21 protein-coding genes are annotated in these 21899 nt (G+C 73.4%); 13 read left to right on the top strand and 8 right to left on the bottom strand.

Features of this window, described 5'->3' with window-relative positions:
- The first annotated feature begins 13 nt into the window (after nucleotides 1-13).
- The 8 genes from JOE68_RS19755 (at nucleotide 14) to JOE68_RS19720 (ending at nucleotide 6699) form a co-directional block, all read left to right on the top strand.
- Nucleotides 14-421: a hypothetical protein gene (locus JOE68_RS19755; protein ID WP_204843781.1), complete on the top strand. Its 408-nt coding sequence runs from the start codon at nucleotides 14-16 to the stop codon at nucleotides 419-421.
- A gap of 13 nt (nucleotides 422-434) precedes the next feature.
- Nucleotides 435-1046, top strand: coding sequence for a DUF3558 domain-containing protein (locus JOE68_RS19750; RefSeq protein ID WP_204843780.1), 612 nt, complete (start codon nucleotides 435-437; stop codon nucleotides 1044-1046).
- A 25-nt stretch (nucleotides 1047-1071) separates the two neighbouring features.
- Nucleotides 1072-2592: a hypothetical protein gene (locus JOE68_RS19745; RefSeq protein ID WP_204843779.1), complete on the top strand. Its 1521-nt coding sequence runs from the start codon at nucleotides 1072-1074 to the stop codon at nucleotides 2590-2592.
- Between the two features lie 177 nt (nucleotides 2593-2769).
- A complete protein-coding gene (locus JOE68_RS19740) occupies nucleotides 2770-3201 on the top strand; it encodes a DoxX family protein (protein ID WP_204843778.1) in 432 nt (143 codons plus the stop codon).
- Nucleotides 3202-3275: 74 nt separating this feature from the next.
- Entirely contained in the window at nucleotides 3276-3704 is a 429-nt protein-coding gene (locus JOE68_RS19735; RefSeq protein ID WP_204843777.1) for a YciI family protein, read from the top strand.
- Nucleotides 3705-3756: 52 nt separating this feature from the next.
- Nucleotides 3757-4989, top strand: a complete 1233-nt coding sequence (locus JOE68_RS19730; RefSeq protein WP_204843776.1) for an RNA polymerase sigma factor — start codon at nucleotides 3757-3759, stop codon at nucleotides 4987-4989.
- Between the two features lie 14 nt (nucleotides 4990-5003).
- On the top strand, nucleotides 5004-5504 hold the full coding sequence (locus JOE68_RS19725; RefSeq protein ID WP_204843775.1) for a GNAT family N-acetyltransferase: 501 nt from the start codon (nucleotides 5004-5006) through the stop codon (nucleotides 5502-5504).
- Nucleotides 5505-6132: 628 nt separating this feature from the next.
- Nucleotides 6133-6699 carry a DUF6328 family protein gene (locus JOE68_RS19720; protein ID WP_239562293.1) on the top strand — a complete coding sequence of 189 codons (567 nt, stop codon included), beginning with the start codon at nucleotides 6133-6135 and terminating at the stop codon, nucleotides 6697-6699.
- Here the strand turns inward: JOE68_RS19720 and JOE68_RS31900 are convergent.
- From JOE68_RS31900 to JOE68_RS19700, 4 genes are all read right to left on the bottom strand, one after another.
- Nucleotides 6622-9288 carry a helix-turn-helix transcriptional regulator gene (locus tag JOE68_RS31900; RefSeq protein ID WP_307819762.1) on the bottom strand — a complete coding sequence of 889 codons (2667 nt, stop codon included), beginning with the start codon at nucleotides 9286-9288 and terminating at the stop codon, nucleotides 6622-6624. The two genes, JOE68_RS19720 and JOE68_RS31900, sit on opposite strands and share 78 nt — an antisense overlap.
- Before the next feature lie 502 nt (nucleotides 9289-9790).
- Nucleotides 9791-10525, bottom strand: a complete 735-nt coding sequence (locus tag JOE68_RS19710) for an isocitrate lyase/PEP mutase family protein (protein ID WP_307819761.1) — start codon at nucleotides 10523-10525, stop codon at nucleotides 9791-9793.
- A gap of 444 nt (nucleotides 10526-10969) precedes the next feature.
- Nucleotides 10970-11719 carry a PP2C family protein-serine/threonine phosphatase gene (locus JOE68_RS19705; protein ID WP_204843772.1) on the bottom strand — a complete coding sequence of 250 codons (750 nt, stop codon included), beginning with the start codon at nucleotides 11717-11719 and terminating at the stop codon, nucleotides 10970-10972.
- A 56-nt stretch (nucleotides 11720-11775) separates the two neighbouring features.
- Nucleotides 11776-12816, bottom strand: coding sequence for an ROK family transcriptional regulator (locus JOE68_RS19700; RefSeq protein WP_204843771.1), 1041 nt, complete (start codon nucleotides 12814-12816; stop codon nucleotides 11776-11778).
- 224 nt (nucleotides 12817-13040) lie between these two features.
- Here JOE68_RS19700 and JOE68_RS19695 point away from each other — a divergent pair, with 224 nt between their 5' ends.
- Both JOE68_RS19695 and JOE68_RS19690 read left to right on the top strand, forming a co-directional pair.
- Nucleotides 13041-13499: a heme-degrading domain-containing protein gene (locus JOE68_RS19695; RefSeq protein ID WP_204843770.1), complete on the top strand. Its 459-nt coding sequence runs from the start codon at nucleotides 13041-13043 to the stop codon at nucleotides 13497-13499.
- Between the two features lie 36 nt (nucleotides 13500-13535).
- Entirely contained in the window at nucleotides 13536-13847 is a 312-nt protein-coding gene (locus tag JOE68_RS19690; protein ID WP_204843769.1) for a hypothetical protein, read from the top strand.
- Nucleotides 13848-13906: 59 nt separating this feature from the next.
- Here the strand turns inward: JOE68_RS19690 and JOE68_RS19685 are convergent, their stop codons facing one another.
- On the bottom strand, nucleotides 13907-15013 hold the full coding sequence (locus JOE68_RS19685) for a serine hydrolase domain-containing protein (protein WP_204843768.1): 1107 nt from the start codon (nucleotides 15011-15013) through the stop codon (nucleotides 13907-13909).
- Between the two features lie 255 nt (nucleotides 15014-15268).
- Here JOE68_RS19685 and JOE68_RS19680 point away from each other — a divergent pair, with 255 nt between their 5' ends.
- Nucleotides 15269-16912 carry a glycosyl hydrolase family 18 protein gene (locus JOE68_RS19680; protein WP_204843767.1) on the top strand — a complete coding sequence of 548 codons (1644 nt, stop codon included), beginning with the start codon at nucleotides 15269-15271 and terminating at the stop codon, nucleotides 16910-16912.
- 498 nt (nucleotides 16913-17410) lie between these two features.
- Here the strand turns inward: JOE68_RS19680 and JOE68_RS19675 are convergent, their stop codons facing one another.
- Entirely contained in the window at nucleotides 17411-19147 is a 1737-nt protein-coding gene (locus JOE68_RS19675; protein ID WP_307819760.1) for a M14 family zinc carboxypeptidase, read from the bottom strand.
- A 247-nt stretch (nucleotides 19148-19394) separates the two neighbouring features.
- On the opposite strand from JOE68_RS19675, the gene JOE68_RS19670 reads away from it, so the two are divergent.
- Nucleotides 19395-20210, top strand: coding sequence for a MerR family transcriptional regulator (locus JOE68_RS19670; protein WP_204843766.1), 816 nt, complete (start codon nucleotides 19395-19397; stop codon nucleotides 20208-20210).
- Between the two features lie 127 nt (nucleotides 20211-20337).
- On the opposite strand, the gene JOE68_RS19665 is transcribed toward JOE68_RS19670, so the two are convergent.
- The gene (locus JOE68_RS19665; RefSeq protein ID WP_204843765.1) at nucleotides 20338-20526 is read right to left on the bottom strand and encodes a DUF397 domain-containing protein; all 189 of its coding nucleotides are present in this window, start codon (nucleotides 20524-20526) and stop codon (nucleotides 20338-20340) included.
- Between the two features lie 20 nt (nucleotides 20527-20546).
- Nucleotides 20547-21425: a helix-turn-helix domain-containing protein gene (locus JOE68_RS19660; RefSeq protein ID WP_239562292.1), complete on the bottom strand. Its 879-nt coding sequence runs from the start codon at nucleotides 21423-21425 to the stop codon at nucleotides 20547-20549.
- A gap of 103 nt (nucleotides 21426-21528) precedes the next feature.
- On the opposite strand from JOE68_RS19660, the gene JOE68_RS19655 reads away from it, so the two are divergent.
- Nucleotides 21529-21783: a hypothetical protein gene (locus JOE68_RS19655; protein ID WP_204843764.1), complete on the top strand. Its 255-nt coding sequence runs from the start codon at nucleotides 21529-21531 to the stop codon at nucleotides 21781-21783.
- Nucleotides 21784-21899: the final 116 nt, after the last annotated feature.

Genomic DNA, 21899 nt, shown 5'->3' with positions numbered 1-21899 from the left:
GAGGAAGATCACCATGGCGACAGGCGGTTTCGCCGCGGGCATCAGCGGGATGTCGGCGGCGGTGGAGGGGTTCCGCGCGGCCACCGCGGCGGGTTTCGCCATCAGCGCGCACGGCGGGCAGGTGCTCCTCGACGCCATCGACGAGATGGCGGAGGCGGTGGAGGAGGTGCTGGTCCACGAAGAGGTGCTCAGTCAGGAGCCGGCGCTGGGCACGACCCCGGCGGCCGAGGTCTACAAACCGTTCCTCGCGACCATCGCGACCGACCCGGTGCAGGGGTTCATCCCGGTGGTCCGGAAGTTCCAGGAGGACCTGCGGGAGCTGCGGTCCGGCGTGGAGCAGGCGATGGGCCTCTACCGGTCCACCGACGGGGACCGCGCGCAGGGCCTGAACGCCATCGGCGGCACGACCCGCAGCGCCTGAAGCGGGGGCGGCCATGAACTCCCGACTCGGCGTGGCGGGCCTGCTGACCGCGCTGCTCGCCGTCGCGGCGTGCGACGACCCGGTGCCCGGCGTCGCCCGGCGCGCGTCCACCACCACCGTGAGCACGACCGGCAGCACCACCACCCCCACCAGCCCGCCCGGCACCGCTGCCCCCACCACGAGCCCGCCCGGCACCGCCACGCCTACCAGCCCGTCCGGCACCGCCGGACCGGTCGGCTCGTTGGAGACCGCCGACCCGTGCGAGCTGGTCACCGAGGACGAGACCGAGAGCACCCTCGGGGCGCAGCGCAAGGACCCGAAACCGGAGCGGATCGGCACGGCCAGGGCGTGCACGTTCTACCCGGAGCAAGCCACCTTCGTCGTCGGCATCCGCACCAATGTGGGGTTGGCCGGCGTGCAGCCCAACGGCGGTGTGGTCAAGGACATCACCGTCGGCGGCCGACCGGCGAAGGAACTGCTGGGGGCCACCGGGAGCTGCGGCATCTACCTGGGCGTCTCCGACTCGTCGCGGGTCGACGTGGTGCTCAACGCGAGCAGCTCCGGCGGGGACCCGTGCCCGCCGGCGCGGCGCATAGCGGAGTTGGTCGAACCGAGGCTGCCGTGACCACCGGCAGGGAGGGGGCAGGGCGATGACCCAGGGGGCGCCGGGACGACCGCCGGAAGTCCACCACCGCTACGGGCTGGACCGGCACGCCGAGAGCCGGACCGACCAGGAGCTGCAGGAGCAGACCGACCGCGAGTTGCAGTCGCGGTACGGCCCGCTCGGCCCGCTGATCGGGGCGCTGAGGAACCCCGACCGGGTGGACGACCTGCTCGACCGCCAGGCGGCGCGGCTCCTGGCGGAGGGCGCGCCGCGCCGCTCCGCGCCGGCCGAGCCCGCGACCCACTACCCGGGCATCTCCCACCAGCAGCTCTACGACAGCGTGCACAGCGGGGTCGACCCCGGCCAGGTCGGGGACATCGGCGCGCTGTGGACCGAGCTGGGCAACAAGCTGGTCGCGTTCAACCAGCGGCTCGCCACCGCGATCGCCGCCAGCGAGGCCGACTGGGTGGGCCGGGCCGGCGACGCGGCGCGGCAGGCGCTGGCGGACATGGGCAACCGCGCCGGGGAGACCGGGGTCTCGGCGCAGCTGGCCGGCACGCTGTTCGCGCAGCAGGCGCGGGCGCTGACCGACGTCAAGAACACCGTCCCGCCGCCGCCCGCCGAGCCGTTCGACGTGCAGGCGGCCAACGACCGGCTGATGCGGATCACCGACCCGGTCGAGTTCGCCCGCCAGGCCACCGCCGACCGCGCCGCGTTCGAGCGGCAGCAGGCCGACCACCGGGAGGCGGCGCGGGCGGTCGAGACCTACGACCGGACCGTGGCGCAGACGGCGGCGGCCCAGCCCGCGTTCGCGCCGCCGCCGGTCGCGCCCCGGCAACCCGGCGAGTCCGAACCGCCGCCGCCCGGGACGCAGGAGCAGCCGGGCCGCCCGCGCACCCCGGCCCCCACCGTCGAGGGCGTCACGGAGACCTCGGCGACGGCTCCGCCCGCCACGCCGGGGGCGGAACCGGTCACCGCGCCTCCCGGCAGTTCGACGCAGACCGGCGGAGCGGGTCCCGGCCAGACCGGCGCTCCCGGCACGGGCGGCGGCGCGGGCGGCGCGCTGCCCGGCCCCGTGCCCGGAGCCGGGCCCGGCGGCGCGCCGGGCGCGGGTCGCGGCGGCGCGGGCCGGACCCCGGGCGGCGGCAAGCCCGGCGGGCGGACCGGCGGCCTCCCCGGCGGGGCCGGCCTGCTCGGCGGGACCGGCGGAACCGGCCGCGGCGGCGCCGGGGCCGGCCGGGGCGCGGGCGGCGGCGGGCTCCCCGGGCCGGGCGGCGCGGCGGCGGCCAAGGGGCTCGGCGGGGGCCTCCCGCCCGGCGGTGCGAGCGGGATCGCGCCGGGCGCGGCCGGGCGGCCGGGAACGGGTCCCGGGCCCGCGGCCGGCGCCGGGCGCGGTGCGGTGGGACCGGCGGGCGCGGTCGGTCCGGGCGGCGTGCCCGCCGGCGCCCGCGGCGAGGACGACGTCGAGCACCAGACCCCGTCCTACCTGGTCGAGCCGGACCCGGACGAGGTGTTCGGCGCACCGGGGGCCACCGCGCCGCCGGTGATCGGCGACTGGGACCGCTGAGGGCGCGGGCCCGATGCGCGGGGTGAGGGGCCGCGGGCGGCGACCGGCACCGGCCCCGGACCACGTGCACCCCCTCTGACCTGCAAGAACAAAAATCTGAAAAAATTCGAGGTCGGTGTCGATCCGGCCGGGGTCTGTTCGTCGCGTAAGCAGGACGACGAAGAGGGGACCTCGGACATGACCACGAGCACCGACACCAGGACCACCACCGGCACTCCCGGAGCCGCCAAGCGCAACGACCTCGTGCTCGCCGCGTTCCGGGTCGTCGTGTCGTTCCTGTTCGCCTGCCACGGCCTCCAGGGCTTCGGCGCGTTCGGCGGCATCGACGGGCAGGGCGGCGCCGTCGCGTTCGGGTCGTTCCCCGGCTGGTGGGGCAGCGTGATCGAACTCGTCTGCTCGGCCCTCGTGCTGGTCGGCGTCGCGGTGCGGCCCGCCGCCGTGCTGTGCTCGGGCGCGATGGCCTACGCCTACTTCGTCCACCACCAGCCGACCGGCCTGCTGCCGCTGCAGAACACGGGCGAACTGGCCGCCGTCTACTGCTGGTCGTTCCTGCTCATCGCGGTGCTCGGGCCCGGTTCCTTCGCGCTGGGCCGCGTTTTCCGCCGCTGACCCGGCCGAACCGCCCCGGCGCGGCCGTTGCGCAGGAGAAGATGTCCGTTCCACCCTCCGAAAGGGACCAGAAGATGCGTTTCATGGTGATCGTCAAGGCCACTGCCGACTCCGAGGCCGGCGTCATGCCCGGCGAGGACGTGCTCCGCGAGATGGGCGCGTTCAACGAGGAGCTGGTGAAGGCGGGCGTCCTGCTCGCCGGCGAGGGCCTGCACCCCAGCGCCAAGGGCGCCCGGGTCTACTTCGACGGCGACCGGCGGTCCGTCGTGGACGGTCCGTTCGCCGAGACCAAGGAGCTGATCGCCGGCTACTGGCTGCTGGAGCTGAAGTCGCTGGAGGAGGCGGTCGAGTGGGTCAAGCGGGTGCCCAACCCCACCGGCGAGCAGTCGCAGATCGAGATCCGCCAGGTGTTCTCCCCCGAGGACTTCGCGGCGCCGCAGGACGTCCTCGACCACGAGGAGGACCTGCGCCGGCAGGTCGCCGCCCAGCACGGCGAGGGGTGACGGCGCACCGGGCCTTGCCGACGCGCGTCGGAAGCTGATCTGATCCCGGGTCGTGACAGCTCCCGATGCGCGTCGCGCCGTCGAGGCGGTCTGGCGGATCGAGTCCGCGCGGCTGATCGCCGGCCTCGCCCGGCTGGTGCACGACGTGGGCCTGGCCGAGGAACTGGCCCAGGACGCCCTGGTCAGCGCCCTGGAGCAGTGGCCGGGGACGGGCATCCCCCGCAACCCCGGCGCGTGGCTGATGGCCGCGGCCAAGAACCGGGCCGTCGACCAGATCCGGCGCAGCCGGAACTACCAGCGCAAGCTGGAGCAGATCGGGCGCGCCCGGGAGCACGACCACGTGCCCGACGCGGGCGAGTCGGTCGGCGACATCGACGACGACCTGCTGCGCCTGGTGTTCACCACGTGCCACCCGGTGCTGTCGACCCGGGCCCGGGTGGCGCTGACCCTGCGGATGCTCGGCGGCCTGACCACCGACGAGATCGCGCGGGCGTTCCTGGTCCCGGAGCCGACCGTGGCGCAGCGGATCGTGCGGGCGAAGAAGACCCTGGCCAAGGCGGGCGTGCGATTCGAGGCGCCCGCCGAGGACGAGCGCGACGAGCGCCTGGCGTCCGTGCTCGGCGTGATCTACCTGATCTTCAACGAGGGCTACTCGGCCACCGCCGGCGACGACTGGATGCGCCCGGAGCTGTGCGCGGACGCCCTCCGGCTGGCCCGCGTGCTGGCCGGCCTGATGCCCCGCGAACCCGAGGTGCACGGCCTGGTGGCGCTGCTGGAGATCCAGGCGTCCCGCTCCCGCGCCCGCGTCGGCCCCGGCGGCGAACCGGTGCTGCTGATGGAGCAGGACCGGGCGCGGTGGGACCAGCTGCTCATCCGGCGCGGCCTCGCGGCGCTGGAGAGGGCGGGCGGCGGGCCGTACTCGCTGCAGGCCCGGATCGCGGCCTGCCACGCCCGCGCCCGCACGCCCGAGGACACCGACTGGACCCGGATCGCCGGGTACTACGAGGCCCTGGCGCTGATCGCGCCGTCACCGGTGGTCGCGCTCAACCACGCGGTGGCGATCGGCATGGCGTTCGGGCCGGCGGTGGGCCTGGAGCTGGCGGACGAGCTGCTCGACGAGCCCGCCCTGAAGGACTACCACCTGCTGCCCAGCGTGCGCGGCGACCTGCTGGCGAAGCTGGGCCGCCCCGCCGAGGCGCGCGCCGAGTTCGAGCGGGCCGCCGCGATGACCCGCAACGCCCGGGAGCGCGCCCTGCTGCTGGATCGCGCCGCCGCGTGCGGTTGAGGCATGATCACGAAGTGCCGCTCCGCTACCGCCCGACGACCTCCGACGACGTGTTCACCCTGGACGACTCGTTCACCACCGACGCGGTCTTCGAGGTGGACTCCACCCCCACCGGCTTCACCCTCCGCACCGTCCCCGTGGACCCGCCGCTGGTCAAGGTGTTCCCGGCCGACGAGGAACCTCCCCACGAGGGCTTCGTCGCGGTGGACGACGAGGTGCGCGGGTTCATCTCGGTCGAGGTCGCCGACTGGAACCGGCGGCTGCACATCCACCAGGTCACGGTCGCCCCGAGCCACCGCGGCCGGGGCGTCGGCCGGAAGCTGATGGACCTGGCCCTGGACCACGGCCGCTCACGCGGGGCTCGCACGGCGTGGCTGGAGACGTCGAACGTCAACGTCCCGGCCGTACGCGCCTACCTGCGCATGGGCTTCACCCTCTGCGGCCTCGACACGACCCTCTACCGAGGAACCCCCGCCGAGGGCGAGATCGCCCTCTACCTGGCCAGGAACCTCTAGCCCGCCCCCAGCGCTCAGCGCTCCCGGCCCTAGGTGCTCTTGGCGCTCTTGGCGCTCTTAAGCTTTTGATCTTCCACCCCCGGACGAGTCTATTTTTGTTTTTTTGGGGGTCTAAGCAAAAGTACCACAGCAGAGGGACCACGACGCAAGGCGAACGCTCAGCACGGAAGTCCGGACTCAAGTCGGGAACGCTATGCAGCGGGACCACACTTTCGGTAAAAACGAATCCGCCGGACGAGATCCCCCTTCTGTCGCCCCAACGCGCGCACGCGTCCAATCCCCTGGATTTCCCCGGACCACAGAGAAAAAGACGGGGGATCACACCAACGGATTTGTACACAAGCGATAGTGTGGTCCCGCTGCATAGCGTTCCCGACTTGAGCCCGGACCTGCTTGCTCACCGTTCGCCCTGCGTCGTGGTCCCTCTGCGGTGGTCCCGTTGCTTCGAAACAAGAACCACGAACCCGCTGTGGGGCGGTGGCCGGGGGTCGACGCCAGAACGCCTGGACGCCTGGACGCCTGGAGGACCAGGAGTTCACGGCCCGGCTCGCGGCCCACAGCCCAGGTCACCGGGAAACTCGGTAGGCCGACCGATGTCTCCGCACCCGTGCGGAGGGACGGTAGGACCATGACCGACGACCAGTGGAACGCCCGAGAGCGCAACGAGACGCCCGCCCAGCGGTACGACCGGAACTACGCGGAGATCCTGCAGGAGATGAGGGTCGCCCAGACGGGCGTGCAGCTGCTGCTCGCGTTCCTGCTGACGCTGGCCTTCACGCCCCGGTTCGGCACCCTCGACCCCTTCCAGCTCCAGGTGTACGTCCTGAGCCTCGTCCTGGGCGCGACCTCCACCGCCCTGCTGATCGCGCCGGCCCCGTTCCACCGCCTGGTGTTCCGCCGACGCCTCAAGCAGGAGCTGGTGCGGGTGTCCAGCAGGCTGCTGCTGGCCGGGCTGGTGCTGCTCAAGTCGGCGCTCGCCGGCGCTCTGCTGCTGATCCTGGACGTGGTGCTGGGCCTGTGGCCGGCGGTGTGGATCACCGGCGGGCTGGTGGCGTGGTTCGGCTTCTGGTGGTTCGTGCTGCCGCTGCGCTGCCGGGCCCGGTCGGCGCGGCGCCGGTCAGCCGACGCGGTGGCGGACGGCCTCGCGGGCGATGTCGGTGCGCGACCGGACGCCCAGCTTCGCCAGCACGTGTGACACGTGGGTGGCCACGGTCCGGCCGGACAGGAACAGGCGTTCGCCGATCTGCCGGTTGGACAGGCCCGCCACCACCAGGTCGGTGACCTTCAGCTCCATCGGGGTCAGGCTCTCCCAGCCGTGCGCGGCCCGCCGGTGCTTGGCGTGCGGGCCGCGCCGGATGCCCAGCTCCCGCATCCGCGCCAGCAGCAGCGTCGCGTCCCGGTCCGCGCCCAGGGCGGCGTGCACGTCCGCGGCGTGGCTGAGCGCGGCGCGGGCCGAGGTGCGGTCGCCGGCCGCGGCGAACGCGATCGCGGCGGCGCCCAGGGCCGTGGCGCGCGACAGCGGCCGGCCCGCCACCCGGTACTGCTCGGCCGCGTGCAGCAGGCCGACCGGGTCGCCCTCGGGCACCGCGCGGCAGTACGCGGCGGTGGCGCGCCGGTGCGGCACGTCCAGCTCCGCGGCCAGCCGCTGCGCCCGCCGCACCTGCTCCGCCGGGTCGTGGCCGAGCTGCACGGCCAGCCGCACGGCGTCCGGCAGCAGGTCCTCCACCGCGTCGACGCCGGCGAGCAGCACGGCCAGCGCCTCCTCGGGCCGCCCGGCCTGCTCCAGCTCCAGGCTCGTGGCCAGCGCCAGCGGGCCGACCACGTGGCCCGCCACGTCCGCGCCCGCCGCGTCGAGGTGCCGCCGCGCGCCCTCGGCGTGGCCGCGGTGCAGGTGGATCAGCGCCGCCACGCCGTGGTCGCACCGCGACACCATGGGGTGCTTGAGGTCGTCGGCGAGCAGGTCGACGTCGACCAGGGCCTCGTCCCACCGGCCCGCGTCGAACAGCAGCTGCCCCAGCGCGCTCTGCGCCTGCGCGAGCCGCACCGTGTTGCCGGCCTGGTCGGCCGCGTGCCGCACGACGCTCGCGGACGCGATCGCCTCCTCGCCCCGGTCCAGCTCGCCCAGCGTCACGGCCTGGTTGATCTGCAGCAGCAGCCGCAGGTCGGCGGTGGCCGGGTCGCCCATGGCCACCGCCAGGGCCCGGTCGAACAGCGGCAGCGCCTCGGCCATCCGGCCGCGCGCCATGGCCACGATGGTGCGCACGTGCAGCGCCCAGCTGGTCGTCCGGCGGTCGCCGGTCTCCAGCGCCGCCCCGGCCAGCTGCTCGGCGGCGTCGAGGTGGCCCACGTCCCAGTGGGCGCGGGCGGCCAGGACGAGCAGGCGGGCGCGGTCGCCCGCGGTGAGACCGGGCTCGGTCCGGGCGCGGTCGAGGGCGACCAGCGTCTCGGCGGAGCGGCCGGTCATGGACCTGCACTGGGCGAGGGTCCAGTGCAGGTCCACGAGTGTGCCGTGTTCGAGCCCGGCCAGCGCGACGGCTTCCGCGCCGTGGTGGTCGCCGAGCCGGAACCGGGCCTCGGCCAGGTGCGCCAGCAGCACGCCGCGCCGGGCGGTGGCGCCGGGCGTGACGACGACCCGGCCGAGGAGGTCGACGGCGGCTTCGGGGGCGTGCGCGACGAGGGTCGCGCCGTGCTCGTCCAGCCAGCGCCCCACCCAGTCGGGCAGGTGGTCGTCGGCGGCGAGCAGCTGCCGGGTGACCCGGTCGACGCCCGCGCCGGTGTCAGCCAGCGCCCGCGCGGCCTCGCCGTGCCAGGCGCCGCGGGCGGCGGCGGGCACCTCGTCGTAGAGGGCGGCGCGGACCAGCGGGTGGCGGAAGGACAGGCCGGCCGGACCGTCCTCCAGCACGCCCGCGACGGTCGCGTCCTGCAGCGCGGGCAGCAGGTCCACCACCCGGCGGCCGAGCACCGCGGCCAGGTCGGCGACCGGGAAGGCCACGCCGAGCAGGGCGGCGGCGACCAGCACGCGGCGCACGTCGTCGCTGAGGAACCCGATCCGGTCGGCGATGGCGGCCGACAGCGATTCGGGCAGGTCGGCCCGGGTCAGCCGGGCCGCGCCGGTGGCGTCGACCTCGATCGCGCCGCCGCGCAGCAGGGCCTCGACCAGCTCGACCAGGTAGAGGGGGTTGCCGCCGGCGCCGGCGGCGAGCGCGACGAGCGCCGGGTCGGGTGCGCCGCCGGCCAGCTCGCCGACCAGTTCGACCACGGCGGCGTCGGCCAGGGCGGGCACGGTGAGGCGCTCGACGCCGGTGCGCAGCGCCGCCAGGTCGTCCCGCCGGGGCAGCGGTCGCAGCACGCCGACGAGCAGCAGCGGCAGCTGCGGGACCAGCCGCGCGAGCCGCTTCCACACGGCGACGCTTGCGCCGTCGGCCCAGTGCAGGTCGTCCAGCACCAGCACCACCGGGCCGAGGGAGCACAGGTCGTCCACGCGGCTCAGCAGGCGTTCGGCGGTGGCCGTCGCGCCCGGGTCGGAGCGGGCCGCGGCCAGCGCGTCGAGCAGGGGCAGCAGCGGCAGCGAGCGGCCCAGCTCGTCGCCCGCGCCCCGGCACACCCGGAAGCCGCGCGCGGCGGCGGCCTCGCAGGCGGCCTTGACCAGCGCCGTCTTGCCGATCCCCGGCTCGCCCTCGACGAGCAGCGCCGTGCCCCGCCCCTGCGCCAAGGCGTCCACCCGGTCCAGGAGGCGGGTCAGCTCGCGCTCGCGGCCAACGAGACGCAGGGTGACGACGCGCACACCGAGAGAATACAAGGCAAACAACAGGTTAACAAGATGTAGCCGCATTCCGAATCAACCAGGCGTTCGGAGCGTTCGCCGGGTGTTCACCGGGAGCACTTCCGCGTTTCACCCGCCGCTGCGACGGTGGTCTCGGCGCCGGACAGGTCAGGAATTCCCCCGAACTCCCGTGACTGGAGCGCACATGCGAATCGGACGAGTCCTCCTCGCCGCCCTGCTGGTGGCCTTCTTCTCCACCACCGCCCAGGTGGCCTCCGCGTCCGTCCCCCTCGGGGGAATGCCCTACAACTGACCGACCACCGCGTCGTCCGCCTCGAAGCGCGCCGGAGTCCGACACCCGGTCCCGCGTTTCGGGGAACACCGCTGGGGGAATGGGGTCGCAGGGGGCACGGCACACTTCCTGCGACCCCCACCCGGGCAATGGGCACGGTGAATTCCCTGGCCTCCCGACAATGCGCCTCCGGCTGATGGGCTGTTCGCGCCCGACCGCCGCCGGCGACCGTCAGGTCCCCGCGAGCGCCTGCACGGCCTCGTAGCTCGGCACCTCGCCGACCGGCGTGCCGTCGCGCACCGCCCGAGCCGTGGTCACGGTGGCCCGCACGGCAGCCCGGAACAGCAGGGAACCGGTGCTCACCCGTCGCACGCCCAGGTCGGCCAACACCCGGATGCCGTGCTGCGCCAGCACGTTCACCGGCACCGGCGCCGCCGCCACGACCTCGGCGATCACGCGTTCGGACAGCCGACCCGGCACGAAGACCCCGTCCGCGCCCGCGTCCGCGTACCGCGCGGCCCGCTCGGCGGTGCTGCCCCGGTCGACGCCCGGCCAGTGCGTGTCGACGCGGGCGTTGACGAACAGGTGCGGCGCGGCCCGCTTGCAGGCCCGCACCAGCTCGGCCTGCTCCGCCGGGTCGGCGAGCCGGTCGCCGCGGCCGTCCTCGACGTTCAGGCCCGCCACGCCGAGGTCCGCCGGCTCCGCCGCCAGGCCGGGCGCGTCGCCGAAGCCCGCCTCCGCGTCCACCGTCACCGCGACCGGCAGCCGGACCAGGGCCCGCGCCAGGGCCAGGGCCTCCTCCCGCGCGAGGCCGGCGGCGTCCGGGAGCCCGTGCGCCGCCGCGACGCCCAGGCTGGTCGTGCCGACGGCCGGGAACCCCTCGCGGACCAGCGCGGCGGCGGAGGCGAAGTCCCAGGCGTTGGGCAGCACCAGCGGCTGCGGGCCGTCGTGCAGGCGGTGGAACACACCCTCCGCCGTCGCGCGCCCCCGGTCCGGGCGCCCGGACCGCCCGGCCGCGAACGGCGCGACCTCCACCGGCGTCCCGTGCCGGGCGGGACCGGCTCCGCGACCGCGCGGCTCGCCCTGCGCGGCGCCTGTCAGTCCACTGTGGACTACTCCCGGATCGCGGACTTCCGCCGGCGCACGTCGTCCGCGCGCTCGGCGGACCGCTGCGGTGGGCGCCGTGCGGGTCACCCCGGCGGGCGCGCGGGCGCTCGCCGACCTGCTGGGGCTCGTCGTGCCGTAGCCGGTCCGGCGTTCGGCACGGTCCGACGTTCGGCACGGCCTGGCGGTCCGCCGGTCGGCACGGACCGGACCGGGTGACGGACCACGGATCAGGCCCGGTGACCGACCAGGCCCGGTGTCAGGGCAGGACCGGTGACGGGCCGGGACCGGTGGGCGCGGCCCGGCTCAGCGCCGGAGCCAGTCCGGCAGCCACGTCGGGTCGCCCGCCGGCACCACGTCCACCACCAGGCACGTGATGTTGTCCGGCCCGCCCTGCGCGTTGGCCGCCGCGATCAGCGCCCGCACCGCCTCGTCGCCGTCCGCGTGGGCGGTGAGCAGCTCGCCGATCTCCGCCGGGCCGACCACGTCCGACAGCCCGTCCGAGCAGATCAGGTAGCGGTCGCCCAACTCGACCTCCTGGAAGAACAGGTCGGCGTCGTGCGCGCTGCCCGCCTGCAGCGCCCGCATCAGCATCGACCGGCCGGGGTGCTCGGCGGCCTGCTCGGCGGCCATCCGGCCGTCGTCCACCAGCGCCTGCACCATGGTGTGGTCGCGGGTGACCTGGGTCAGCTCGCCCCCGCGCACCAGGTAGCAGCGCGAGTCGCCGATGTGCCCGACGGCGAACCGCTCGCCGTCCCAGAGCAGCGCGGTGAGCGTGGTGCCCATGCCGCGCATGTCGAGGTTCTCCTCGGCCAGGTCGGTCAGCCGGATGGCGATCTCGCGAGTCGCGCCGGACAGCACGCCCAGCGGGTCGTCGGCGTCGAGGTCCAGCTCGGCCAGCACCGCCACCGCGATGGAACTGGCCACCTCCCCGTACGCGTGACCGCCCATGCCGTCGGCGACGGCGTACAGGCGCTCGTTGAAGTACACCGAGTCCTCGTTCGCCTCACGGCGCAGGCCGGGGTCCGTCCCGACGGCGTGGCGCAGCGCATACATGCCGGATAGTGAATCACCCGCAAGGGTGCCGGCGAGCGGCGCTGCCCGAATTCACCTCACCTGGGCCGCCCGTAGAACTCGCTGAGGACCAGCATCGCCGCGCCCGCCGCCACCACGTCGTCGGCCAGCGGGGTGATGCCGACGTCGACCGGGAGCCACTCCGCGGTGGGCAGCTTCGCCCGCACGCCGGCCAGGTAGTCGTCGGGCGCGGCGAGCACCGCGCGCCCGGCCAGCACCACGTGGTCCACGTCCAGCAGCTGCACCAGGTCGGACACGGCGGTGCCCACGACGGACGTGGCCCGGTCGAGGTCGCCGGCCCGCGCGGCGGCGTTGTGCACCGCCTCCACGCACCCGGTGCGCCCGCACACGCAGCGCGGCCCGTCGAGCTGGATGGTGGTGTGCCCGAACTCCCCCGCGTTGGTCCGCGCGCCCCGGTGGACCTGCCCGTCCAGCAGCAGGCCGGCGCCCAGGCCGGTGCCGACCAGGACCAGGACGGCGTCGCGCAGCTCCTCGCCGCGCCGCCACGCCTCGGCGACGATCGCCGTGTTGGTGTCCTTGTCGACCACGACCGGCAGCCCGAGCCGCTGCTCGGCGACCTCGCGCAGCGGCACGTCGTGCCACTTCGCCAGGGCGGTCGCGTCGTGGATCACGCCGGTCCGGTGGTCCAGCGGCCCGACGAAGCCGATGCCGACGCCGAGCAGCCGGTCGGTGCGCATCCGGTCCACCAGCCGGGTCAGCTCGGCGACGAACTCCGCGGGCCCGAAGTCGGCGGGCAGCGGGGCGACGGCGCGGTCGAGCACGTCGCCCGCCAGGTCGGTCAGCACGACGCGCAGCTCGTCCCGCTCGACCTGGGCGCCGAGGGCGAGCCTGCTGTCGGCCACCAGCCGCAGCAGCGTGCGCGGCTTGCCGACGCCGACGTTGCGCGTGCCGCACTCGACCAGCAGGCCGTCGGCGATGAGCCGGCCGACGACCTTGGACACCGCCTGCGGTGTCAGCCCGCTGCCCTCCGCGAGGTCGACCCTGGTGACGGCGCCGGACCTGGCCAGGCCCAGCACGACCGCGTCGTTGTATCCGCGCAGGAAGCGCAAGTTCGGCACGTGCGCATGATGACACGGGCAGTGATAACCAAACGGCGTTGCCTTAACGATCGCCCCGCTGCCGCCGGCCGAGAGGGACCTCACAGGCCGGAGTTCCGCGGGTTCCGCCGGTTCGTGGTGGAAGCTTCGACCGGTGGCGGGCGCCTGCCCGCCCTCCGGCGCCCGCGGCGCCGGCGGCGATCGCGGCGGCCTCACCCCCGCCCCGGACCGGACGAGGTGGTGGCATGAGCCTGCTGGACGAGCTGGCCGAGCAGGAGGCCCGGCTGGTGTTCCCGTCGTTCACCAACGACGACGCGCTGGCGCTCGGCGCGTTCCTGCTCGACGCGGCGCGGGCGCGGCAGCTGCCGCTGGTGGTGTCCGTGCGGCGGGGGCGGCAGCGCCTGTTCCACGCCGCCCTGCCCGGGACGTCGGCCGACAACGACGCGTGGATCGACCGCAAGAGCCGCGTGGTGGACCGCTACGGGCGCAGCTCGTTCCTGGTCGGCGAGCGGTTCCGCGCGCGCGGCGGGACGTTCGAGGCGGACTCCCGCCTGGACCTGGACCGGTACGCCGCGCACGGCGGCGTGTTCCCGGTCAACGTCGCCGGGGTCGGCATGGTCGGCACCGTCGGGGTCTCCGGCCTGCCCCAGGCGGAGGACCACGCGTTCGTGGTGGAGCAGGTGGAGCGGTTCCTGGCGCGGTGACCGCCCCGGACCGCCGCGCCCGGCTGCCCCGGGGTCGTGGAACAGGGCCGCGCACTCGTCCGCGACGTCCACCCCGAACTCGTCGCCGAGCCGGCCGCGCTCCTCGCGGGCAGGGGCGAGCACGACCCGGCGGACCTGCCGCTGGTGGCGGGGTGCGGCTGCGGGGACGACTTCTGCCGGAGCCTGCGGACCTCGGACCACCCCGAGGGCGTGCCGTACGGCCCGGGGCGCCGGAGCGTGCCGCTGGAGTCCTCGCGGGGCGTGGTGGTCCTCGACGTCGTCGACGAGCGGATCGTGCACGTCGAGGTGCTCGTGCGGCCGGGGGAGCCCCGGCACGACGTGCGGTGATCGAGCGGGAGAGGGGGCTCCCCGGTGCTCGGGGAGCCCCCTCCGGTCCTGCTGCCGGATCAGCAGAAGACCTCGTCCAGCAGCTCCTGCATCCCCTCGCCGGTCCCCCCTTGCGGCGCGGCGGTGAAGGAGCCCTCCAGGCGGGTCCGGGTGTCCTTGGTGCTGCCCAGGAAGCTGGAGTAGCCCGGGATGCCGCCGCCGTGCCCGTACACGGTCACGCCGCACGCCAGCTCCGTGGCCTGGAAGCCCAGCCCGTAGCCCTGGCTGAACGGCAGGGTCCGGGTCAGCTCCGCCTGCTGGGCCGGCGCGAGCAGGCGCCCGTCCAGCAGGGCGTCGACGAACCGGTCCAGGTCGGCCGTCGTCGAGATGATCTCGCCCGCCGCCCAGGCGACCGACGGGTTCAGCCGCGTGACGTCCACGGGCTCGCCCGCCACGCTGTGGTAGCCGCGGGCGTGCGGGCCGGGGATGCCGGTCCGGTCGCCGGGCACGACGGTCGAGCGCAGCCCGAGCGGGCGCAGGATGCGCTGCTCCACCGCCGCGCCGTACGGCTTGCCGGTGATCCGCTCGACCAGCAGGCCCGCCACCACGAAGTTGGTGTTCGAGTAGTTCCAGGACGTCCCGGGCGGGAAGTCCAGCGGCTTCGCGGTGGAGATCGCCACCAGCTCCCGCGGTTCCCAGTGCTTGAACCGGATCGTCTCGAAACCGGCCGGATCCAGTGGCAACGCGGAGGTGTAGTTGTACAGTCCGCTGGTGTGCTGGAGGACCATTCGCACGGTGATCCGGTCACCGTCCGGCAGCAGGCCGGGCAGGTGCCGTGACACCGGGTCGTCCAGCCCCACCTTCCCCTCGCCGACGAGCTGCAGCACCACCGTCGACACGAACGTCTTGGTGATGCTGCCGACCCGGAACCGGCCGTCGGTCGGCACCGGCCTGGAGCTGCCCAGCTCGGCGACGCCGCTGCGGGCGGTGAACCGGTGCCTCCCGTCGGTGACCCGGACCTGCGCCCCCAGCGCGCCGCCCCCGCCGGTGATCCTGTCCAGCGCCCGCTGCACGACCTCGCGGTCGACCCGGCCGCCCGCGGCCTCCGGCTCCGCGACCGCCGTCCCGGTCGCCCCCAGCGCCGCCAGCCCCACGACGGCGGCCAGGGCGATTCCCCTCCTGATCATCAACGCGTCCTCCCTGTCAGACGTTGAGGAGCCCGAGTCTGGTCCTCGCGAGCACCCCTCCACGTCCACCCCAGGTCGCTCCGAAGGCTCGACTTCAGTCGCACCCACCCCTAGTGGTCGGTCGCTGTTGGAAGCGCTCCCACAGCCTGAAGTATTAGTCCGTTCGAGTGACGCAGTGGTCTAGACCTTGACCGTCAAGTGGTCTGAACCACATGTTCTTCTCAACCCTGCACTCCTTCCCTGACGAGGAGCACGATGTCCAAGATCCGATGGCATCTCACAGCGCTGTTCGTGGCCGTGGCCACAATGGTCCTCGGCCTGGTCCTGGTTCCCGCGGCGAGCGGCGCGAGCGGCCTGTCGGCGACGTTCACCAAGGGCTCGGACTGGGGCGCCGGCTACGAGGGCAAGTACACGATCCGCAACGCCTCGGCCGCGCCCATCTCCAGCTGGACCGTGGAGTTCGACCTGCCCGCCAACCACAGGATCGCCTCCCTGTGGGACGGCAGCTACACGGCCAGCGGCCAGCACGTCACGGTGAAGAACACCTGGAACGGCAACCTGGGCGTCGGCGCGTCGGTGAGCTTCGGCTTCAACGTCTCCTACTCCGGCGCGTTCTCCGGCCCGGCGAACTGCAAGCTGAACGGCGCCTCCTGTGACGCCGGCGGTGGCACCACGACGACGACCACCACCACCACGACGACGGACACCTCGACCTCGACCTCCACGTCGACGTCGACGAGCACGTCCACGACGACCACGACCTCCACGCCTCCGCCCCCCGGTTACAAGAACCTGGGCTACTTCGTGCAGTGGGGCGTCTACGGCCGCAACTACCACGTCAAGAACATCCACACCTCCGGCTCCGCCGCGAAGCTGACGCACATCAACTACGCGTTCGGCAACGTGACCGGTGGCAAGTGCACCGCGAACGACGACACCTACGCCGACTACGACAAGTTCTACGGCGCGGACGCCAGCGTCGACGGCACGTCGGACTCGTGGGACGCGGGCGCCCTGCGCGGCAACTTCAACCAGCTGCGCAAGCTGAAGAAGATGTACCCGCACATCAAGGTGCTGTGGTCGTTCGGCGGTTGGACCTGGTCGGGCAACTTCGACCAGGCCGCGCAGAACCCGGCCGCGTTCGCCGAGTCCTGCTACAAGCTGGTCGAGGACCCGCGCTGGGCCGACGTGTTCGACGGCATCGACATCGACTGGGAGTACCCGAACGCCTGCGGTCTGGAGTGCGACAGCAGCGGCTTCGCGGCGTTCAAGAACCTGTCCCAGGCGCTGCGCGCCCGGTTCGGCGCGAACAACCTGGTCACCGCGGCCATCACGGCTGACGCCAGCAACGGCGGCAAGCTCGACCTGGCCGACTACGGCGGCGCGGCGCAGTACCTCGACTGGTACAACGTCATGACCTACGACTTCTTCGGCGCCTGGGCGGCCCAGGGCCCGACGGCCCCGCACTCCCCGCTGACCCCGTACGCGGGCATCCCGCAGCAGGGCTTCACCACCGCGGAGGCCATCCAGAAGCTGAAGGACAAGGGCGTTCCCGCCTCCAAGCTGCTGGTGGGCATCGGCTTCTACGGCCGCGGCTGGACCGGCGTCACCCAGTCCGCCCCGGGCGGCACGGCGACCGACGGCGCGCCCGGCACCTACGAGAAGGGCATCGAGGACTACAAGGTCCTCAAGACCAAGTGCCCGGCCAACGGGACCATCGCGGGCACGGCGTACGCGCACTGCGGCAACCAGTGGTGGAGCTACGACACCCCCGCCACCATCAACACCAAGATGCAGTGGGCCAAGCAGCAGAACCTGGGCGGCGCCTTCTTCTGGTCGCTCGACGGTGACACCACCAACGGTGAACTGGCCGCCGCCATCGGCAACGGCCTGAAGTAGCACCTCGGGGCGGATCCCGCCCCAACGGCAACACCCTCCACGTGGAAGGGCCCTTGCGGACGTCTCCCCCGCAGGGGCCCTTCCCGCGTCCGCGGCCCGGACCCCCGGCCACGAACCCGCGGACCGACCGGCTCCCGGGACGCCGCCTCGCCTCCCGACGGCGAGGCGCGGGCCGATAGGCCGACGGATCAGCGGGCTGACGGGTGAGCCTCCGGCGAGTCAGCGAGTCAGCGAGCCGGCGGACCGACGAGCCGGACCGGCGCGTCTGCGGACCGACGGGTCAGCGGGGCCACTGTCCGCCCACGCGCTCTGCCCCACCACCGGGCTGCGGTCGCGCAGCGGCTCCCACCACGCCGATGAAGTCGGCTGCGCCGGTGGCCGGAATCGTCGTCATGCCGAACGCCACCGGACACCGGGCGCAGGCGGCTCCCCACGCGCGACGGCCCCGCGGCCGGTGGGCCGCGGGGCCGTCGGTTCACGCCTCCGGGTGGTGGCCCGCTACAGCGTCAGGCTCCAGGAGTCGATGTGCCCGGTGTCGGCCGAGTACACGTCCTGCACCCTCAACTTCCAGGCCCCGTTGCGCGCCTCGCCCGACAGGTTCACCGTGAAGGTGGTGTCGAGGTTGTCGCCCGAGTCGCTGTTCGACGCCTTCAGCCGGTAGGACGAGCCGTCCGGCGCGAGCAGGTCGACCACCAGGTCGCCCCGGTAGGTGTGCTTGACGTGCACCTCGACCTGCGCGGTGGCCGACGCGTTGCCGGTGCAGCCCGCGATGTTGATGGTGCTGGTCACGGCCGCGCCGCCGTCCGGGATGGCCACGTCGCCGTCGTTGGTGGCCTTCGCGCACTGGCCGGGGTTCGGCGCGCCGCCGTACGGGTTGGCCGCCTTCTTGGCCGAGTACAGCAGCATCGACTTGACCTTCGGCCAGAACGTCGACGCCTGGCACGAGTACGCCGGCAGGAACCCGCTGCACGCGCCGGAACCCGGCCCGATCTCCCACACGTACGAGGCCACGCCCAGGTCGTCGTACACCCAGTCGTCGGTCGCGCCCGCCGCGTTGTAGAGCACCTCGCCGGGCTGGCCGTACTGCCAGCCGCCCGCCAGCCGCGCCATCTCCCGCGCCATCTCGCGCAGCGGCGCGTCGTTGCCGGTCTTGTACTGCGTCGTCCAGCCCCACGGGAACAGCACGAGGTTGGAGTAGCTGTGCATGGAGACCACGAGGCCGGTCGTGTCGGCCGGCGCGGCGTCGGTCACGCCCGTGCCGCGGCGGTCCTTGTAGAGGTTGCGCCACAGCGCCTGCAGCGCGCGGGTCTCGACCTCGGAGTTGGCCGACGGGCCCTTGTAGGTCTGGTCGCACGGGTTGGACGAGGTGCCCTCGCCGCCCCAGTGCGAGTCGGTGTTGCGGTTCAGGTCGACGCCGACGTGCGACGCCGACGTGCCCGAGCAGCTCGCCCCGTTGGTGGTGTTGGCGTTCTTGCGCTGGTAGCGCGGCGAGTTGCCGCCCTGCTGCACGATGTTCACGCCGTCGGGGTTGGCGATCGGCACGACCCACACCTCGGTGCTGTCCAGCAGCGCCGTCACCTCGGCGTCGGTGCCGTAGCCCTGGGTCAGGTGGTCGATCCAGCGGTAGGCGACGTCGCCGGTGGTGATCTCGCGGGCGTGCAGCTGGCCCATCACGAAGAACCGGGGCTTGGGCGCGGACGTGCTCAGCGCGCAGTCGCCGGCGTTCTTCTTGGTGATGCAGATGGCCCGCAGGTCGTAGCCGCCCGCGCCCTGGGACTTGCGCCACGAGTCGCCGTAGTCGACCACCGCGGTCAGGTTCGGGTACTGCGAGGACACCGCGTCCAGGTGCGCGTACTGCGCGTTGACCGTGCGGTAGCCGCCGTAGTAGGTCTCCTCCAGGGCGGCGGCGTCGAGGGACTGCGACTTGCGCGCCGGCGGCTCCCACTGCGGCGCGGGCAGCACCTCGTCGATGACGGCGGTGAACCCGTCGCCCTTCAGCTTCTGGCCGGTGGCGACGTCGCCCAGGACGAACAGGTGCTCGCCGTCGCGCTGCTCCAGCACGTCGAAACCGCGCTTGAGGAGGTCCTGCGCGGCTTTGCCGAGGGGCGCGTGCACCTTGTAGACGTAGGTCGGGCCGGGTTGCGCGGCGGCCACCTCGGGTGCGGGGCCCGCGGTGCCCGGCGCGCCGCCGCTGATCACGGCGGCCGCGGTGGCGCCGGCTATCGCCAGTGTCACCAGTGTTCGTCTGGTCGACTTCACGGTCGGTTTCCTCCTAGGCAGGGTTGAGCAGGAGGATGGGGCAAAACCGGTGTGGTTGCACACCCTCCGACCGGCCATACCTCAGGCTTGCGGGTGATGTTGTGCCGCTCGCACCAGGTCTGCCCGGTCATCCGGCGCAACCCTTGACCCTGCCCTTGGGGCACGCCCCAGGGTCGAGCCGTGGAGGGGGCTCGGAGGGGTCCCGGGCGGGGAGGAGGCGCGGATGGCGGAACGGCTGCTGGGCACCGGCGAGTTCGCCCGCCGGAGCAGGCTGTCGCTCAAGGCGCTGCGGCTGTACGAGCGCCAGGGGCTGCTCAGGCCGGCGGCGGTGGATGCCGCCAACGGCTACCGCCGGTACCGCGAGGACCAGCTGGCCGACGCTCGGCTGGTGCACTCGCTGAGACGCCTGGACATGCCGCTGGCCGTTATCGCTCGCATCGTCTCGGTTCCGCCGGCCGACCGCGCGGAACTGCTGGCGGAGCACTGGGCGGAGGCGGAGCGGCGCTTCGCCGTGCAGCGGGACCTCGCCGCCCACCTCCACGTGGTGTTGGCCGGAGGGAAGGGGTTGTCCGAGATGTACGAGATCAAGCAGCGGGACGTGCCGGAGCAGGTCGTGCTGACCGAGCAGCGGCACGTGCTGCAGCCGGCGCTGCCGGAGTGGATCGGCAGCGCGATGGGCAGGCTGGGGCGGGCCGCGCAGGCGTACGGCGGCGTGGCGGGCGCGCCGCTGTCGATCTACCACGGCGAGGTCAGCGACGACAGCGACGGCCCGGTGGAGGTCGCGGTGCCCGTCGCCGTCGACGCGCCGCCCGCCGACGCGGCGGCGAGGGTCGAGCCGGCGCACCGCGAGGCGTACGTGACGCTGCGCAAGCGCGAGGTCGAGTACCCCCAGATCGGGTCGGCCTACGACGCGGTGTCCGCGTGGGTGGAGGCCAACGGCCACACCGTCGCCGGCTCGCCCCGCGAGGTGTACTTCACCGACTGGGACGCCGCCGGACCGGACGACGAGGTCTGCGACATCGCTTACCCGATCAAGTGATCCCCGGCCCGCCGGGACCGCACGGCCCCGGCGGGCCACCCGCGGGAAGCCGCGTCGAGGGACGACGTCGGCAACCGGGTCGGCAGTCGGGTCAGCTGTCGGGTCAGTCGTCGGATCAGCTGTCGGATCAGCTGTCGCGCAGGCAGCCGAGGAACGCCTCGAACGCCCGAGCCGGCACGCTGACCTGCCCGCCACCCCGGTTCTTGGTGTCCCGCACCGCGTAGAACCCCGCCACCACGGCCACTTCGACGCACGTGCCGTTGTCCTGCGTGTGGCTGGAGGTCTTGAAGGTGGCGGCGGAGAAGTCCGGGGCCATGGCGGGACCACCTCTCACGGTCAGGCGTACTGCCGAGCGACGCTTCGGACGAACCTCCTCGATTGTTCCAGGCCCAAGGCGTCGGCGGTGAGGCGGCTCCACAGGTTGCCGTAGTCCGCCACCTCGGGTGGACCATCCAGGTAGTCGGCGTCGTGCAGGTTCTCGACGTAGACCATCTCCAGCGGTGGTGCCGTGGTGGGGGCGGGGATGCGGAGGATGGTGAACGCGAAGGCGTTCCCACCGCCCATCGAGTCGAACGGCAGAACCTGGAGCCTGACGTTCGACCGCTTGGCCACCGCGTCGAGGTGGAGCATCTGCTCGTGCATCACCGCGTTGCCGCCGAAAACCCTTCGCAGGCAACTCTCGCTCAGCACGAACCCCACCTCTGCCGGTCGCTGGCGGAAGATCACCTCCTGTCGCTCCAGCCGCGTGGCCACGATGTCGTCGATGCTGTCGGGGTCCACCCTCGAACTCCGGTCGAGCATGGCTCGCATGTAGGACTCGGTCTGCAGGAGGCCGGGCACCAATTCCGTGCAGTAGTGCTGGATGAGGTTGGAGTCGACCTCGAAGTCGTAGTACGGCCGCTGCTCCATCGGCACCGTCGCCCGGTGGCCGAGCCAACGACCGCGTTGGCTCCTGGTCCGGGCCAACTCCACGATCTCGGCCTTCTGCTCTTCGGTGTGGACGTCGTAGCGGTCCAACAGCATCTTCGCGTCACCTGGTGTCAGACCTTCCCTCCCCCGTTCCATCTTCGTGACGCGCGTGGTGTCCCGACCGAGCAGCTTCGCGACCTCCTTGGGCTCCACCCCGGCTTTGAGGCGCGCTTCGCGCATGTAGATCGACAGGAACTTCAACCGCACCGTGGGGGTCAAGGGCATCGGGTCATCCGATCGAGTCAATTGCTGTAGAGCAGTTGCAAAGTAGTACCGCCTAGGTACAGGCTACAAGCAGTAGAGCGATATCAGCCCGATTGGACTCCGGACCACCCGAAAGGGGACACCCATGCCTGCTCCTGCCCGCGATTCGAGCCACGACCTGTGCCACTCGCCGCGTGAGTGGCTGGTGCGCTGCTCCGACGACCACCACCGGCCCGCCGTGTGCTCGATCGCCGTCACCGACGGGCACCTCGAAGTTTGGTTGGACGAGCGCACCATGATCAGCCTGGACGGCGACGAGATCGACCGGTTCCGGACTGCGTTCGCCGACGCCGCCGCCCTGGCGGCCGACGACCGCGCACACCCGCTGACCCGGACCTGACCCGGGCCTGACGCGATCACCCGACCCCGACCCCGACCCCGGCCCCGGCCCCGACCCCGACCCACTCGACCGCTCGACCCGGCCCGCTCGGGCCGACCTCGCCGGGCCCGGTGACG

The sequence above is a fragment of the Saccharothrix algeriensis genome, assembly GCF_016907655.1.
In the GTDB taxonomy this organism is placed as follows: domain Bacteria; phylum Actinomycetota; class Actinomycetes; order Mycobacteriales; family Pseudonocardiaceae; genus Actinosynnema; species Actinosynnema algeriense.
The sequence above is the reverse complement of the archived record's forward strand: the minus strand, read 5'-3'. Positions and strand labels throughout refer to the sequence as shown.